Source organism: Arcicella sp. LKC2W (assembly GCF_034931005.1).
Classification (GTDB): Bacteria; Bacteroidota; Bacteroidia; order Cytophagales; family Spirosomataceae; genus Arcicella.
Genome location: NZ_JAYGIN010000004.1, coordinates 362,252 through 379,308, shown reverse-complemented (window position 1 = coordinate 379,308; position 17,057 = coordinate 362,252). Strand labels below are relative to the sequence as shown.

The window sequence follows — 17,057 nt, the reverse complement described above, 5'->3', positions numbered from 1 at the left end:
CGTCGTTTCGGAGTGCAAAGTTCTACCTTTTATTTTAAACTACCAAACTATATAACAAAAAAATAAAAAGAAATCACAAATGCATTGACTATCAAATACTTATAAAATAAAAAAATAAATGTTTTTTGTACATTGAAAAATAAGCAATTATACTCAAACATAATAGTTAAACTTTTTCAAAAAATAATTATAAAAAAAACGAGTCACGTTGATTAAAGTCGTGACTCGTCTTATATAAAGTGATAACATTACGCTTACTGTGCTTTCCCTAACCAAAGGGCTGCATTCAAGTGTAAAGCTGGATGTGAGGTATAACCAGTTGGTGCGTCTCCTGACCAGCCATTAAATAAATTATCGTTAGTATCACCTGTGCCATCATCAGATGGAGAGCTGTCTCCTACAAAGACTATTCTACCTGTTCCATAAGTTGATAATAATGCCATTACTTGTGCGTTGTTTCCGATAGTTCCTCCCATTCTCCAAAATAATCCTTGCACGTTTGCATTTGTATTGGGATTTAAAGTGGCAGAAGTTCCTCCATAAAATGCTAATTTACTTGCTGTGCCTGCTAATCCGTTTAATAGTTTTTGTGCATTGGTATTTGTTCCAGTATAAACTTTAGTTGTTGGTTGCTCGTCAATATCAACATAGTCGATAGTAAAGCCAAATGGATTATTATTATTGATTCCATTATTAAACATTAGGTCATTGATAACTCTTGGAGAGTCATAACCATCTCCATCTCTATCTGACGGGTTATAGCCATTTGCATCTGTACCCGCTGTTGTTGCTGCGGTATGGTCTGCAACGAGCATTAGTCCACCTCCATTAGCGACGAAATTCATAATTGCTGTTTTTTCTGCCGCAGTAAATAATCTGTTTGGTTCAATTAACATATATACATCATAGTTGCTCAAATCTTGAGGGTTTGATGTATTTCCATAAGTAATTGCAGTACCTGCTGGAAGTGTTTCGACAAAATGTCCTCTTTTCACCAATTCAACTGCCCAAGCTGACATTCCTCCTTTCCAATATGTTTCTGGTGTTGATGCTGTGATACCTGTATATGATGGTGTTGGAATTCTTTGTGCTGAACTTTCTATGGTTGTTCCTCCTGTATATGTGGGTACACTTACTGTTCCATCGGCATCAATCAACCAATCTGCACTACCTGCATTTTCATATTTTGTAGCATCAAAAAGGAACTTCTTTCCCGGAATTCCTCCTCCACCGCCACCAGTACCTGCATTATCGTTGATTACAATGTCATCAATATTGATACGGTTGGTTCCGCCTGTTGCTTTACGAATTTCTATACGAACTGTTCCTGTTATATTTAAGGTAAATGTCCTTGTTTGGAGCGTTGCGGTAGTTGTTACGTTAGTTCCAGACTGAGTCCAAGTGCTACCACTATTTATAGAATACCAAAGTCCCCATGTTGAAGCGGCATCTGTTCCGTAGGTAGCGTGTTTTACAGATATAGTGCTAATTCCTGTTGTTTGATTAAATAACATGGAAAGCTTTCCTGTATTTCTGATACGAGCAGACCATGTTCCTGCTTTTTTATCAGCGGTTGTATTACCGATTAATCCGTCATATAGATTCCATGATTTTGCTTGAAGTGTAACATTGTCACCACTACTTGAGCCAGTCGGGGCAACATCATAAGCAGTTTTGGGGCTTGTTGCTCCGACTTCAAAACCTTCTGAAAGAGCAATTGCTTGAATTTTGGCTGATTTACTTTGATTTGAATTTGTTGGTACGAATTCGTCAACAGAGTGACAACTCGTCAACATTGCTCCAATTGTCAACGCTGCAACAAATGAGACTTTAATTTTAGAGAAATGAAACATGATTTAGGTTGGTTTTGATGAAATAAAATTATAAAAACGTTTATGAGTGATGAATTTATAAATATTTATGCAAATATCTGTCAATAAGCGTGAATTTTATTATCTGAACCTATTAAGGATTTGTTATTATTTTATCTCCAAAAATAATATTTGAAATACAAGTGAAGGCTTTTGTATTTTGCAGAGAATTAAGGGAATATTTGTCCATTAGACTTCCTGCGAAAGTGTTTTAAGTCGTAAAACAACATCTTTTCAGCTACAAATAGCGAAAAATTTTTCAAGATTGGGCATCCCCCCATTTCTCTGCTATGCTTTCAATATTCCCGCTATTTTCACTCGAAAATATACCATTTTTCAATCATAAAACACTTTCGCAGGAAGTCTATTAAAAAAGCCTTATTAAAAGTTGAGAGCTTTTAATAAGGCTTTTTATTTACTTTATACTAAAATTTTCTTGGCAAATTCAACACATTTTCCTACTTCTTTTACTGCGTCTGAATCTTCTGGAATATCGTATTCCAATTCAACGGTTACTGGAATTTGGTATTTTTTGTTTTTCACCAATAACAAAATATCTTTGATTGGCGTATCTCCTTGTCCCCACGCTAAATTATTTTTACCATCAGCAGTACGGTCTTTCATGTGCATACTTGTGATTCTATCGTGTTTTGCTTCAATTAAAGCCAATAGAGATTCTTTTGTATTTTTTCCACCTACGGCAATGTAGTGTCCACAGTCAAGATTCAATGAATTATATGGTGATTGAGCAAGAGCTGTATCCCAAAGTGTATCATTCGCTTGTAAGTGTGCATGATAACCTACATAAACTTTATGCTTTAAACCAAAATCTCCTAATCTTTTTGTTTGGGTATTATCGGTTGGAATTTCTACTGTTACCGAAGTCGCTCCTAATGCCTTAGCGGCTTTCATACCATATTCAATTTCTGCATCGGTATTATTTACTCCAAACGCATTTGGTTTGAAAGCATAAATCGTAATACCAGCTTCATTAAATTTCTTACCAATCTCAACAAATTTATCCATCGAAGCAGTTGCTCTCCATTCTGCTACTCTTCTGTTATAATCTGCCATTTCCTTTTTCTGCTCATCCGTCAATGGTGTTCTTTGTGGCTGACCTCCTTTTGGTGGAATTGGTGGCATTTTAATCGGACTTACAGGTTTTCCCGCAAAAGTTTCGGCAGGGTCGCCCATCATTTCGATAGCACTTATATTAGAAGCTACGCAAAATTGTAATAATTGGTCAATATCATGTGGCATACTTCTGAACGAATACGTAATTACGCCCACTTGAACTCCACCAAATTTTGAATTAGGTTTTCCTAATTCTGGTCCATTTACATTTCTGGCGAAAATAGAACTCTTGCTCAATAATACGCCAACGGCTGCTGCAGGAATGATTGACATAAACCCACGACGTGAAATTTCATTTTTCATTGTAAAATCTTGATTGATAAGTTTTATAGTTAAGACCTTAAAGTAATATTATATCGGAATTATCTACTATTCGTCGCAAGACAAAATTAGACCACGGATAGAACAGATAAAACAGATTTACACTGATTTTTCTTTAAATTTATCCGTGTAAATCCGTTGAATCAGTACAATCTGTGGGCTAATTTTATTCTGCGACAAATTGTAGATAGTTCCGTATTATATTAAGCGAAAAGCAATTTGAGAAAAGCCAATAGATGAACTCATAAGTTATCAACAAGCTATTCTACATGATTTTGCAAACCTAAATCCTTTTAGGATAAAAATACTAATTTGTCAAATTAATTTGCCCCCACAGGTTTAAATTCGATAGCAGAAACTGACATAATTATCTGTGAGTCTTTTGCTTTATCATTTTTAAAGACAAAATAGACATCATGTTGCCCCGAATTAGCGGGAACAGCAATTTTGAATTTACTCGGTGGTCTGCGTTGTGGTGCTGCCGGTGCGGCACTACCCGCAGGTGCAGCAGGTGCAGGACCAAACCTTACTTCTTGTGGTTCAATTTGTTCACTTTTTCCAATAACTGTTCCTGTTGGAGAATCTAATCTTATCTCTACAATTCCGCCTGATGCCCCAACTCTGGTTTGTGCTTGTCCTGCAATTTCAATTTCGCTAATATCTGTTAAATCCACGTTATTATAAGCAAGATAAGCATTATTGCCAACCATTGAGAATGACCGCATTGGCGTAATGGTCAATTGTGTACCTTTTGATTTATCCGAAATTTCAGGGTTCAATTTGGCATTTCTCAAAACGATTAAATCTTCCGTTGCCAAAGATTTCATCACCTTTGTACCTTTATCTTTATAGGCTGCACGTAAAATGTATGAACCATTTTCTTTTTGTCCTGTTGGAACTTTGGTGTCATAATTTCCTTTTGTTGGTAATGATTTTGCCGTTTTAGGTTCGTTGATATTTAAAATATATTCAACAATGATATTGGCTTCTGCTTGTGAAATTTGTGGGTGAGCAGCCATTCTGTGGTCGCCCCAAACGCCTCCGCCACCAGCAATTACTTTATTTGAAAGGTTTTCAATCGCTTTGGCATCGCTTTTATATCTTGTAGCAATATCACGATAACTTGGCCCAACCGATTTAGTATCAATAATATGACAAGATTTACAGTCATTTTTGTTCAACATTCTTTCGCCCATTGACGCAAAAGCTGAGGCATCAACGCCACGATGATTTTGAGATGCTTCGATTTTATCGTAACCAATTTGCAAATAATCAATACTTACCGATACTTGGTCAGGCTTAATTTTTCCGCTGTTCAAATCTCCGTCTTCTTTATCGGCAACACTCACTTCGTATTCGATTGGTTTATTCGGGAAATAAAAAGTTTTGTTTCCTTTCTTGATATTAAAAGCCACAGCAGGTGATTCGTTACCCACTTTTACTTCCAATGATTCACTATTTGTTTCGCCTTTGCTATCTTTTACGGTTAAAGTTACATCGTAAGTTCCTGCTTTGTCGAAAGTTATACTTGGGTTTTCTGTTTTAAGAACACGTTTCCCTGCTTTACTTTTAATTTCCCATAAATATGTTAATTTATCTCCGTCATAATCCATCGTTCCTTTTGAAGAGAAATTTACTTTCAATGGTGCAGCACCCGTTAAATTATCCGCCGAAGCTACCACTTTTGGCATACGGTTTCCGCCATTATATTCAACTTTTACGAGTCTGGCATTATCATTTCCTTTGAACCATGCCGAACCGTATTCTAAAACGTACAAATCTCCATCGGGAGCAAAATCCATATCAATGGCACTACCAAAATCTGTATTTGGCATAAAACGCTCCATTGATTTATAATTACCGCTTTCGTCCATTGAAACGGACATAATCCAACCACGCATAAAATCGGTAATTAACCATTTTCCTTCGTAATAATCAGGGAATACTCTTTGTCCATTCGGAAAGTCTGACTTATGAAAAACAGGGCCGCCCGTAGCACTTCTTCCTGAGCTTCCAACTAACGGGAAATCTTCTGAAATACCGTAAGGATACCAAATAAATGCTTTTTGGGCTGGTGGTAAATTCTTCAAACCTGTATTGTTTGGAGAATCATTAATTGGATTTAGTGGGTCATATTTTGAATCTGGACGAACTTTTTTTGTTTCAAAATCCCAGTCTGTATAAACTTTATTATCACCAATAAAATAAGGCCACCCAAAATTTGAAGCACCTCTTGCTTGATTAAATTCATCGTAACCTCTTGGTCCTTGTTCTCCATCAACCGAGGCATCAGGCCCTACTTCTCCCCAATACAAATAACCCGTTTTACTGTCGATAGTTGGTCGCCACGGATTACGGTGTCCCATTGTATAAATTTCCTTCTTCACTAAACCATCGCCATTGTTTGGTAATGTTTCGTATAAATTGCCTTTTGGAATCGTGTATGAGCCATCTTCTTTGGGAGTAATTCTCAATATTTTACCCGTTAAACTATTAGTATTTCCAGCACCACGTTGGTCGTCCCAATACGCCCAACCTTTTCTTTCGTCAAGGTTTGCGTAACCGTCTGAACCACTATTTGATGTATTGTTTCCAACCGTCAAATAAAGGTTTCCTGCTTTATCAAAAACCATTCCTCCGCCTGTGTGGCAACATTCTTCACGTTGCGTAGGGACTTCCAAAACGACTTTTTTAGAACTTGCTACTAATTCGTCACCTTTCAATTCCCAACGAGCCAAAACGTGTTGCGTTTTGGCAGTGTCGGCATAGTACATATATATCCAGTGATTTTTTTCAAAATTTGGGTCATGAATTAAACCCATCAAACCTTCTTCTGCTTCACGTTTTTGTCCTTTGGCGTTGGTGTATTTTGTATTTACAGGAATCGCAGCGATTGTTTTGATAACTCCCGTGTTTGGGTCGAATTGCTTCAAAGCCCCTTTACGCTCCACAAAGAGAACACGACCATCTTTTAGTAAGGTCATTTCCATTGGTTCGTCCAATTTATCCCCCAAAACAACTTTCGTAAAGCGGTTTTCTTCAGGAGCATTTTGAGCAAGAGAAAGATTAGTGATTGTTAGACAGAAAAGAAAAGCTGAAAACTTAGCAAGAGCCTGTTTAGGTTTTTGTAAGTTGACAGAACATAACAATAAATTTTTCATCATTTGAAAGGTTGGTAATAATTGGGATTGATTTTAAGAGAGTAAAAGTGCAAAAAAAACTTAGAAAGTTATTAAATATTCGACAATTGGGAATATTAATTCGATTCATCGCCTTTTTTAAGGGATGAGATTAAGTCGAGTGAAGGCAATAGCAAAGAAGGGTGAGTAAATTTCACCGATTGGAGTAAAACAAGAAGTCACACTAAAAATAAAAGTAGATTAAGAACCTTGTTGAGAAATATTGCTCGTATCCTCATAATATGGACTGCCTTCTGGAAATTCCGTAAGTTCTTCATCCGTAAGCACAATCATAACGGGTAAATCAGTATTGTTTTTGTATCTAAGTGCGGTTTTTTCATAACGAAAAACCCTAATTATTTCATTGTTGTAGCGAATTCCAAAGTTTTGCATGGAGGTGTTTATTTTATAAGTTTAATAATAGGCAAAGGTATGAAGCAACTTTTTGTGGTTTTAGCGTAGAATTACCTAATTTAAACTTTTTTTCAAAAATATTTTGGTAGAAATATATAGCTATCATTAATCCTATTTAAAGCTAAGTAAGGGTTGGATTTAGTTTATTTTGACTATGTCACAATATCCTGATTAATAACGACTTACAACACAAAACCCTAATCTACTTATGCTTATTAGAATGGGAGTGTCAATATTTAAAATTGTTTGTTACTATTATTCTCAACAATAGCAGAAATAGCTTTTCGGGCTTCTTCTACTACTTCTTCTGGAGTTTTATTGGTTCTGTCAATAGGTGCAAGGGCAGTCCATTTTAGATGTTGAAAGCTTTTGAGAGGAAAAAAACCTTTAGGATTCATTTTGTTTACATTCTCAATGGCAACAGGGACAATGAGTGCATTGGGTGCTTTTTTCATCAAAATAGCTACTCCTCCTACTGCAAAAGGTTTCATTGTTCCAGTCCGTGAGCGTGTACCTTCGGGAAAAATCGAAGCAGAAAATTTTGTTGCTTCTATCATTTTTGCCAATTTAGCAATTTCCACAACTGCCTGTTTGCCATCTTCACGGTCAATGAGGGCAGCTCCACTTTTTTGAAGATTATAAGAAATAGAAGGAATTCCTTTTGCTAATTCTCGTTTTGAGACAAATACAGGAAAGTTTTTGCGTAAATACCAAATCATGCCAATAATGTCAAACATACTTTGGTGATTGGCAATGAAAATAATGGGTTTATCGGTTGGAAGTGACGTTTGTTGAATAAATGAAAGGCGTGTACCCACAATTCTTGCTCCGTTGAGTAGAAAAAAATTTAACAAATGAACTGATTTTTGATGTGTTCGCTGACCAAAAAGTTCAAAGCAGATAATTTGTATGGGATGAAAAATAAACAAAATCAGAAGGAAATACACTAAATAAATACTACTGAGGAAAAAATCAAATGCTTTTCTCATGTTGATTGAAGATGCGGTTTAAGGCAATTTTGCTGACAATAAATTTTGTGATTTGTAGAGACGTTGCCTGCAACGTCTTTGTTGAAAGGATAATAAAAATCTCTTTAAACAATCAAAAAGATGTTGCAGGCAATAAAAAGACGTTGCAGGCAATAAAAAGACGTTGCAGGCAATAAAAAAGATGTTGCAGGCAATAAAAAGACGTTGCAGGCAATAAAAAAGATGTTGCAGGCAATAAAAAGACGTTGCAGGCAATAAAAAAGATGTTGCAGGCAATAAAAAGACGTTGCAGGCAACGTCTCTACCATTTTCGTTTATAGGTTGTGTAGTCCTTTCTTGGACCTTCTTTCTTTTTTGGATTTGGATTTACGTCTCCTAATAATTGTTGGGCTAAATCTGGACGTTTTAGTTTTTGTAAACGTTGTCTAATCCAACTTTTAAATTCATTTTTGTACCAAAAGAAATAATTATTTTGATTTTGTTTTTCCTCTTTGGTTTTGGCTGTATAAACGGGTTGCAAGGTATATGGATGTACGCCTGTGTAGTAAATTACCTCCGCAACGGTCATGGGAGTTGGCGTAAAATCCTGTACTTGTTCCAATCTAAAACCTAAATCTTTGGTTTCTGCTGCCAAATTTGCCATATCTTGTTCTTCACAACCAGGGTGAGAACTGATGAAATACGGAATCAAAGGCTGATTCAAACCATGCTTATCCTGAATTTTATCGTATTTCTCCTTGAATTTTCTAAAATACTTAAATCCAGGTTTACGCATCACTTTCAACGTAGCGTCAGAAGTATGTTCGGGGGCAACTTTCAATCTACCCGAAACGTGTCGTGTGATTAATTGCTCCATATATTCATCGTGATTTCCGTCGGAATTATTCTTATTAAAATCATCTACCAAAAGGTCATATCTAACCCCAGAACCCACAAAAGCCTTTTTTATCTCGGGCAAAGCATCCACTTTTCGGTAAATATCCGTGAGAGGTTTATGCGACGTATCCAAATTTGAGCAAATCACAGGATTGATACAACTTGGAGCTTGGCATCTCGCACAAATAGATTCGTCTTTGCCTTTCATACGGTACATATTGGCAGAAGGCCCACCCAAATCTGAAATATACCCTTTAAATTCTGGGTGTTCGGCAATTTGCTTTACCTCCTTCATGATGGATTCTTCGGAACGAGAAGCTACAAATTTCCCTTGATGAGCCGAAATCGTACAGAAACTACAACCACCAAAACAGCCTCGGTGCATATTGACCGAAAACTTAATCATTTCATAAGCAGGAATTGCTCCACGGTTTTTGTATTTCGGATGGGGCAAACGAGTATATGGCAAGTCAAAAGATTTATCCATTTCTTGTTCTTCCATCGTTTTGAAAGGCGGATTAATGACCAAGGTCTTCTCTCCCACTTTTTGGAGAATACGATTGGCTTGCCATTTATTAGATTCTACCTCCACAATTTTGAAATTGGAAGCGTATTTTATTTTGTCTTCCAAACACACCTCATGACTTGCTAATTCTACGGTTTCCCATGTTTCATGAGCTGGAACAGGCTTATCATCTAAGTAAGCAATCTGTTTTACATCACGGATTTCATTTAACGGCACACCACTTTTTACCAATCTCAAAATATCTCTCAGGGGTTGTTCGCCCATTCCGTAAACCAACATATCCGCCCCCGAATCTTCCAAAATAGTCGGTAATAATTCATCTTTCCAATAGTCATAATGAGTCACACGACGCAATGAAGCCTCAATACCACCAATCAATACAGGAATGTCTGGATAAATCTTTTTGAGGATTTGGGTATAAACGGTTGTGGCATAGTCAGGTCTAAAACCCGCTTCACCACCTGGAGTATAACTATCGTTTGAACGCAATCTTTTATTGGCAGTATAATGATTCACCATCGAATCCATACAGCCAGCCGTTACGCCAAAGAAATATTTTGGCGTACCCATTTTTTTAAAATCACGAAGGTCATCACGCCAATTAGGTTGTGGAATAATACCAATTCTAAAACCTTCACTCTCAATAATACGCCCGATAACGGCCGCACCAAAAGCAGGGTGATCCACGTAGGCATCTCCCGAAATCAATATAACATCTAATTGTTCCCAGCCACGCTGTTCAACTTCTTTCTTCGTAATTGGCAACCAATGACCAATTGGTCTTTCTCTTATCGTAATCATAATACAAAATTAAGCGATATAACCTGTTGATTTTTAATAAATTGATTTTAATTCTATCAATCTACATTTCCATTTACCGCAACAATATTGTTAACACATTATTTATGTTTATGGTTTTCAAGATGTTATCGAAGATATTGGTTATTTATGATTGGTAAAATAGAAAAGCCAAGATTACCTTTTGGGCTATAATCTTGGCTTTTTTATTTTGGTTAATTCTGAAAGTAAACGCTCTTACTTTTTATGGCTAAGTACACGTACTTTTCTTTCTAATTTATCAATTTTCTTGTTTTGTTCGATTACATAAAGTGTTAATTCTTCTACCTTTTGTAAAAGTAAAGCTTGTGTTTGAGCAAGGTCAATGCCATTTTGAGAAACCTCTGCTGTTGAAGGAATATCTGGTAAATGTTTATTTTCTTTAATGAACGTTTCTACTTCCTTTAATGGACGAAGTTTATAAGCTGGTTCAAAAACGTAATCAGCCCAAAAAGTAGTTCCACTGGTTGCTACACGTACTTTTTCAGTAATAATTCCGCCACTTACTGCTAATTTATAAGAACTTCCCGCAGGTATAGTAACGGTTGGATTCCCAACTGTAATTCCATCTGGAAACGAAACAGGAGACTGTGCAAAGGATTGTTGAACAATTAAGAACGTACAGATTATAAAACAGTAAATAGTATTTTTCATGACAATAATGATTTGGGGAGAGAAATTTGCCTTAGTTTTTGGTAAATATCTAACTTTTTTAAGATTAATCAAAGTACAGATCTTGCTATTTAGTACACTGTTTAATAAGTTTTCTGAATAATTTTCACCCTAAAATGTTTGATTGGGGGACTTCCCGAAAGTTTTTTCCACTTTCGGGAAGTTGAAAAAACTTATTAAACAGTGCATTTAGTCAACGGTTATTTTAAAATTCAAAGAAAAACATCATTAATTATCAGGCATTTTCCATGCACAAAATACTGATTTTTAACCCAATAGACATTAATCATTTTTTAACAAAAAAATAAAACATCCATAACATTTCAATTATTTGGCAATAGTTATACGTCATGTTGTGTATATCTGATAAACCAAGAGAGCCATTTATCCATGAGATTTGCAATTGTAATCAAAAATTTATATCATTGATTAAGACCAATGAACATCTATTTGATTCGGAATTATCTACAATTTGTCGGAAGACAAAATTAGCCCACGGATAGAACAGATAAAACAGATTTACACTGATTTTTCTTTAAATTTATCCGTGTAAATCCGTTGAATAAGTACAATCTGTGGGCTAATTTTATTCTGCGACAAATTGTAGATAGTTCCGATTTGATTTTATGTCTCTATCTTAAATTTATCAAACTTTAGTTCAACCAAAACGACCAAAACAAGTCGTTTCCACTTGTAATCAAGCAGTTATAGATTTTGCAAATACTATGAATCCAGCATTTTATATAGAAGAAATTAAAGTTATTACCTCGAAGTTTGAAAAAATTGACCTCAAACAAATGGATGGTGTTAGCCTGATGAATCGAGTTGACGTAAAATATATTATTCCTATTCATCTTTTACCGCAAATTTTGGAAGAAGCGTTGCCACTTTACCGAATTTTAGAAGTGAAAGGGGAACGATTATCTGCTTATGAAAGTCGCTATTTTGATACTCAACAATTGGAATTATATCATCATCATCAATCTGGAAGGGGTAGTCGGTATAAAATCAGATTTCGAACATATCTTAATTCGTCATTATCGTTTTTAGAAATTAAGCATAAAAATAATAAAGGAAGAACCATCAAAAAACGAATAGAAGGAAGTCCTGATGAGGTATTTAGCCCACAAATGTCTCAATTTTTAGAAAAAACAAGTCCGTACAGACCTTATGACATTCAAGAGAATTTAGGCGTAAATTACCGTCGAATGACCTTCGTCAACAGAACAAGTCCTGAGCGTTTAACGATTGATATTAATTTACAATTTCAAGGAAATAATCAAGAAGTAAATTTTCCTAAAATCGCTATTGCTGAGGTAAAACAAGAACAATTGGGGTCATCTCCAATTATTGATATTTTCAGAAAATACAACCTACGTGAAGGCTCAATTAGCAAGTATTGTTTGGGGGTTATCAGCACTCAACCTACCATAAAATATAACCGTTTCAAATCGAAATATTTACATTTACAAAAGACCATTAACCAATATGACTTATTTACAATCAATAACACTTTCATCCCACACCCTTCTGAATATTCAATGGCTTAGTGCTTCGTCAGCCCAATTTTTAACACAATTTGCATTTGACATTATTGCAGTTTTTATTTTAATCAGAATTATTTATTTCAGACATTATCGTCGGACAGACCATTTTCTTACTTTTTTTGGGTTCAATGTAATTATATTTTTGCTTACCTACCTTCTCAATAAAGTAGAAATGAGCATGGGAGCAGCCTTTGGTTTGTTTGCAGTTTTTTCGATGCTACGTTACCGTACTGAAGGGATTTCTACCAAAGACATGACCTATCTTTTTATTGTTATTGCTATCGGTTTGATTTCGGCAATCAGTAAGAATTCTTGGGAAGAGCTACTATTTACAACAACTATTTTATTACTGATAACTGCCTTATTAGAAGGAAGTTGGCTTATCAAAAAAGAACATACAAAAGTAGTAACTTATGATAAAATAGGATTGATTAGTCCTGCCAATAGAGAACTTTTAATAGAAGATTTGAGTGCAAGAACAGGACTAAATATTCATCGAGTAGAAATCCAGGATTATGATTTTTTGAAAGACTCTGTACAACTGATTATGTATTATTACGAAAAATAAACATGAAAATATCATCATTTCACCCTTTCATTATTCTCTTATTATTGACATTCACTTTCAATCAACTCTATGCCCAAAATGAGGGTTTAGCTTTGTGGAATAGCATTAGTGTAGAGAAAAAAATAACCAAAAAATTATCCGTATCTCTCAGCGGTCAAGCAAGAATTGTAGAGAATGTCTCTTATGCTCAGACCTATATTGGAGAGATTGGTTTATCTTATAAATTTCTAAAAAACTTTGAAATTTCAGGAAACTACCGTTATACTGAGCGAAGAAAAAATGAAACAAAGGAGTTTAAAAGTCGTCATCGTTTTTATGCAGATTTATCCTATGAACGAAAATTAGGCTTTTTGAAATTTGAAAACCGATTACGTTATCAAAGTCAATTTAAAGATAATGACGGAGAAACTGATTTTGATACCAGTTATTTAAGAAACAAATTAGAAATATCATATCCGAATAAGTCGAAATTCACGCCTTATATTTCGGGAGATATATTCTATGAAATTGGAGCAAAAATTGACCAAATACGCCCTAAAGCAGGTATTTCTTATAAGTTTAACAAACACCATGCTGTTGATGTATCGGTATTTTCTAATGTGGATTTAGTTGGAACAGAATCATCTGGAGCGATTATTGGATTAGGCTATAAATTCAAATTTTAAGATTCTTTTTTAAGAAGCATAACTATCCCCAACAATGGACCAATAGCCAAAAAAGTGTATAAATAATTGGTATTTATCACACTTGACAATAGTCCTAAAAACTGAATACTGATAATTGTTAAAGAAAAACCAATGCTATTGGTAATGGTCAACAATGTCCCTTTTGATGCTACTGGGGCATTTTGAGCGACTAAAGTTGAAAATAATGGCGAATCTGCAATAACGACCATTCCCCAAAATAATAGGAAACAAAATAAAGCAGGAGCATTGGCATAAGTAAGTAAAATTGGAGAAATCAAACAACAGAGACAAGACAAACCAAGAGCAGAAATAGCAACAGTTTTCATTCCAAAATATTCAGAAAGATAACCTCCAATAACACAAGCCACCGAACCAGAAGCAATTATCACAAACGACCATTGAGCAACATTAATATCTGTTTGATAATGCTGATTTTTATAAGACAAAATCAAGGCGGGCAAAAATGCCCAAAAAGTGTATAATTCCCACATGTGTCCAAAATATCCCAAAGCTGGACTTCGGAAATTGTGGATTTTAAAGCCGTTACTAATCGCTTTGAAATCAATTTTCTTAGAAACTGATGAAAATTGACCTTTGGGTACAAAAATTAACATCATTGAACCACCCAAAACCGAAAGTCCAGAAGTAGCCCAAAGGACAAATTCCCACGAATAATTGGTATTAAATCCTTTCAAAAAATGCGGGAAAGCCGTTCCCAATACCAAAGCTCCTACTAATAAACCCAACGATTTGCCCAAACCTTTTTGGTAATGGTCGGAAGCTATTTTCATGCCTACGGGATAAATGCCTGCCAAGAAAAAACCCGTTAAAAAGCGAGAAATCAACAAAATAGCTTCTGTTGTTGGCAAAATCACAACGCTAATATTGCACAAAGCCGCCAAAATGGAGCAAACAAAGAATATACGAGTAGCCACAAATCTATCCACCAGTCCAGAAAGAGCAAAAACGAAAGTTCCCGATATAAAACCAAACTGAACGGCACTTACTAAATGAGCGATATTATTCGCCTCAATATTAAAATGTTTGGCTAAATCAGGTAAAATGGCATTTCCTGCAAACCAAAGCGACGTACAGAAAAATTGAGAAATGACAATAATGGGTAAAATCCGTTTCATCGTGGCGTGTTTGAGAATCAATATTTATAGTAGAGACGTTGCCTGCAACGTCTTAGAGGGCATTACAGGCAACAATATTCATAATAAATTTATTGAATAATCTAAATTAAACGTTGCTATCAAGACATTGTGGGTCAAAATGTTGCTATCAAGACGTTGTGGGTCAAAACGTTGCGATAATGACGTTGTGGGTCAAAACGTTGCGATAAAGACGTTGTGGGTCAAAACGTTGCGATAAAGACGTTGTGGGTCAAAACGTTGCGATAAAGACGTTGTGGGTCAAAACGTTGCGATAAAGACGTTGTGGGTCAAAACTGCGATAAAGACGTTGTGGGTCAAAACATTGTGATAAAGACATTGTGGGTCAAAACGTTGCGATAAAGACGTTGCAGGCAACGTCTCTACTGATATTATTCTTCGATTAAATCTTTTTCGCCAACCTGTTGTCTCCACATCGCATAGTACAAACCTTTGTTTTCCAATAATTCTTCATGCGAGCCGTTTTCTACTATTTTTCCTTTTTCTAACACAAAAATATTGGTGGCGTGCATGATGGTACTGAGGCGGTGAGCAATTACGATGGTTAAATGCGTTGTGCCTTCCGAAACTTCACGGATGGTTTCTGAAATTTCTTCTTCCGTCAATGAATCTAATGAAGAGGTTGCTTCGTCAAAAACCAATAAATTCGGATTACGTAATAAGGCTCTGGCGATACTCAAACGTTGTTTTTCTCCGCCCGATACTTTTACGCCACCTTCTCCGATGATGGTATCTAAGCCATTTTCAGCACGGTCTAAAAGGGTATGACAAGCGGCTTTTCTCAATACGTCCAAACATTGTTCGTCGGTTGCCGTTGGATTTACGAATAATAAATTTTCTCGAATTGTTCCCGAAAATAACTGCGTATCTTGCGTTACAAAACCGATGCGTTCACGGAGTTGGTCGAAGTCAATTTCGTCGTAATTATGTCCGTTGTACAAAATTTTTCCTTCTTTCGGACGATAAAGTCCAACCAATAATTTCACCAAAGTAGATTTTCCCGACCCCGATGGCCCTACAAAAGCAATGGTTTCGCCACGTTGTGCCTTGAAATTAATTTTACGCAAAGCGTCTTTATTCGCAGATTGATGTTTAAACTTAACATCTTGAAATTCAAGCGAATCAATGCTAATCACTGGATATGGATTAGCAGGTTTTACTTCCACTGGAATCTTGAAAATATCTTCAAAGTTTTGCAGTGAAACCTCCGCCTCACGGTAAGTATTTACTACGTTACCAATTTCTTGGAGTGGCCCAAATAAGAAGAATGAATAAATGTTCAGGGAGTAAAATTGTCCAAGTGTAATTTTGTTTTCGTAAATCAAATAAATCAAAACCAACACCATCATCGCACGCAAGAAGTTTACGACCGTTCCTTGTACAAACGACATTGAACGCACGTAACGCACCTTTTTGAGTTCTAATTTTAAGATTTTTTGAGTCGTGGCATTCAACTGAGCAATTTCCTGTTTTGCCAAACCCAATGATTTTACCAATTCGATATTACGTAAAGATTCGGTCGTTGAACCTGCCAAACCCGTTGATTCCTTCACGATTTGAATCTGAATCGTTTTGATTTTTTTGCTCAACACTGAACTAATCCATGCAATGAGTGGGCCCGTTATCAAAAACAAAGGCAAAATCATCCAATGTACCGAAAATGCATAAATCGAAATGAAAATTAGAGCAATAACCGATTGGAAAAGAATATTAATTCCTACGGTGATAATTTTCTCAACGTCGGTACGTACCTTTTGCAATTTCCCTAAAGTTTCTCCCGAACGTTGGTCTTCAAAAGATTCATAAGGTAATTCTAAAGAATGGCTAATACCGTCTGCATAGATTTGAGCCCCCACTTTTTGAGTAACGGTATTGATAAAATAATCCTGAAAATTTTTGGCTACCCGACTCACAAATGCCACTCCGATAGACGCTAATGTTAGTGGAATAATAGCGTGTAAAAAATCTTCAACGGTATGTGTATTTGAGCGATACACATTTGCTACATCGTCAATAATTTTGCGAAAAATAAATGGGTCAAGAAGAGAAAAAATTTGATTGATTGCTGCTAAAAACAAAGCTCCAAAAACGGTTGTTTGGTGTTTTTTCAGATAACGTAATAGTATTTTCATCGGGGATATAATCGTGAATGGTTGGTTAATATCGTAAGCTGTATGCAATAGGCTAAACTTGCTTATTGCATACGGCTTACTGCCTAAAGCATATTAAACTAAACCCCAATATAAAAATTTAAGTTCTCGT

General features: G+C 35.7%; 12 protein-coding genes. 3 read left to right on the top strand and 9 right to left on the bottom strand.

Annotated features, from left to right (window positions below):
• Window positions 1-254: 254 nt before the first annotated feature.
• From VB796_RS05190 to VB796_RS05160, 7 genes are all read right to left on the bottom strand, one after another.
• Window positions 255-1,853: a hydrolase gene (locus VB796_RS05190; RefSeq protein WP_323345451.1), complete on the bottom strand. Its 1,599-nt coding sequence runs from the start codon at window positions 1,851-1,853 to the stop codon at window positions 255-257.
• Between the two features lie 438 nt (window positions 1,854-2,291).
• Window positions 2,292-3,308 (bottom strand): sugar phosphate isomerase/epimerase, encoded by a 1,017-nt coding sequence (locus tag VB796_RS05185; protein WP_323345450.1) that lies wholly within the window; start codon window positions 3,306-3,308, stop codon window positions 2,292-2,294.
• Between the two features lie 338 nt (window positions 3,309-3,646).
• Window positions 3,647-6,487, bottom strand: coding sequence for a PQQ-dependent sugar dehydrogenase (locus VB796_RS05180; RefSeq protein WP_323345449.1), 2,841 nt, complete (start codon window positions 6,485-6,487; stop codon window positions 3,647-3,649).
• A 219-nt stretch (window positions 6,488-6,706) separates the two neighbouring features.
• A complete protein-coding gene (locus VB796_RS05175) occupies window positions 6,707-6,898 on the bottom strand; it encodes a hypothetical protein (RefSeq protein ID WP_323345448.1) in 192 nt (63 codons plus the stop codon).
• 257 nt (window positions 6,899-7,155) lie between these two features.
• Complete coding sequence (locus VB796_RS05170) at window positions 7,156-7,908, bottom strand: lysophospholipid acyltransferase family protein (protein WP_323345447.1); 753 nt, start codon at window positions 7,906-7,908, stop codon at window positions 7,156-7,158.
• 301 nt (window positions 7,909-8,209) lie between these two features.
• Entirely contained in the window at window positions 8,210-10,111 is a 1,902-nt protein-coding gene (locus VB796_RS05165) for a YgiQ family radical SAM protein (protein WP_416233513.1), read from the bottom strand.
• A 234-nt stretch (window positions 10,112-10,345) separates the two neighbouring features.
• Window positions 10,346-10,801: a hypothetical protein gene (locus tag VB796_RS05160; RefSeq protein WP_323345446.1), complete on the bottom strand. Its 456-nt coding sequence runs from the start codon at window positions 10,799-10,801 to the stop codon at window positions 10,346-10,348.
• 743 nt (window positions 10,802-11,544) lie between these two features.
• Between VB796_RS05160 and VB796_RS05155 the strand changes: the two genes are divergently transcribed.
• Genes VB796_RS05155 through VB796_RS05145 form a run of 3 tightly spaced genes read left to right on the top strand, consistent with a single transcriptional unit; the run spans window position 11,545 to window position 13,599 of the window.
• Window positions 11,545-12,369: a polyphosphate polymerase domain-containing protein gene (locus tag VB796_RS05155; RefSeq protein WP_323345445.1), complete on the top strand. Its 825-nt coding sequence runs from the start codon at window positions 11,545-11,547 to the stop codon at window positions 12,367-12,369.
• The gene (locus VB796_RS05150) at window positions 12,308-12,934 is read left to right on the top strand and encodes a DUF4956 domain-containing protein (protein WP_323345444.1); all 627 of its coding nucleotides are present in this window, start codon (window positions 12,308-12,310) and stop codon (window positions 12,932-12,934) included. Before VB796_RS05155 ends, VB796_RS05150 begins: the two co-directional genes overlap by 62 nt.
• A 2-nt stretch (window positions 12,935-12,936) precedes the next feature.
• Window positions 12,937-13,599: a DUF2490 domain-containing protein gene (locus VB796_RS05145; RefSeq protein WP_323345443.1), complete on the top strand. Its 663-nt coding sequence runs from the start codon at window positions 12,937-12,939 to the stop codon at window positions 13,597-13,599.
• On the opposite strand, the gene VB796_RS05140 is transcribed toward VB796_RS05145, so the two are convergent.
• Together VB796_RS05140 and VB796_RS05135 are read right to left on the bottom strand one after the other, a co-directional pair.
• A complete protein-coding gene (locus VB796_RS05140; RefSeq protein ID WP_323345442.1) occupies window positions 13,596-14,756 on the bottom strand; it encodes an MFS transporter in 1,161 nt (386 codons plus the stop codon). The two genes, VB796_RS05145 and VB796_RS05140, sit on opposite strands and share 4 nt — an antisense overlap.
• 410 nt (window positions 14,757-15,166) lie before the next feature.
• A complete protein-coding gene (locus VB796_RS05135; RefSeq protein ID WP_323345441.1) occupies window positions 15,167-16,927 on the bottom strand; it encodes an ABC transporter ATP-binding protein in 1,761 nt (586 codons plus the stop codon).
• Between the last annotated feature and the right edge of the window lie 130 nt (window positions 16,928-17,057).

Excerpts from the sequence above, each read along its gene's own strand:
- VB796_RS05135 (WP_323345441.1), bottom strand. The coding sequence starts at position 16,927 with ATGAAAATACTATTACGTTATCTGAAAAAACACCAAACAACCGTTTTT.
- VB796_RS05175 (WP_323345448.1), bottom strand. The coding sequence starts at position 6,898 with ATGCAAAACTTTGGAATTCGCTACAACAATGAAATAATTAGGGTTTTT.
- VB796_RS05170 (WP_323345447.1), bottom strand. The coding sequence starts at position 7,908 with ATGAGAAAAGCATTTGATTTTTTCCTCAGTAGTATTTATTTAGTGTAT.
- VB796_RS05160 (WP_323345446.1), bottom strand. The coding sequence starts at position 10,801 with ATGAAAAATACTATTTACTGTTTTATAATCTGTACGTTCTTAATTGTT.
- VB796_RS05140 (WP_323345442.1), bottom strand. The coding sequence starts at position 14,756 with ATGAAACGGATTTTACCCATTATTGTCATTTCTCAATTTTTCTGTACG.
- VB796_RS05180 (WP_323345449.1), bottom strand. The coding sequence starts at position 6,487 with ATGAAAAATTTATTGTTATGTTCTGTCAACTTACAAAAACCTAAACAG.
- VB796_RS05190 (WP_323345451.1), bottom strand. The coding sequence starts at position 1,853 with ATGTTTCATTTCTCTAAAATTAAAGTCTCATTTGTTGCAGCGTTGACA.
- VB796_RS05185 (WP_323345450.1), bottom strand. The coding sequence starts at position 3,308 with ATGAAAAATGAAATTTCACGTCGTGGGTTTATGTCAATCATTCCTGCA.
- VB796_RS05155 (WP_323345445.1), top strand. The coding sequence starts at position 11,545 with ATGAATCCAGCATTTTATATAGAAGAAATTAAAGTTATTACCTCGAAG.
- VB796_RS05150 (WP_323345444.1), top strand. The coding sequence starts at position 12,308 with ATGACTTATTTACAATCAATAACACTTTCATCCCACACCCTTCTGAAT.
- VB796_RS05145 (WP_323345443.1), top strand. The coding sequence starts at position 12,937 with ATGAAAATATCATCATTTCACCCTTTCATTATTCTCTTATTATTGACA.
- VB796_RS05165 (WP_416233513.1), bottom strand. The coding sequence starts at position 10,111 with ATGATTACGATAAGAGAAAGACCAATTGGTCATTGGTTGCCAATTACG.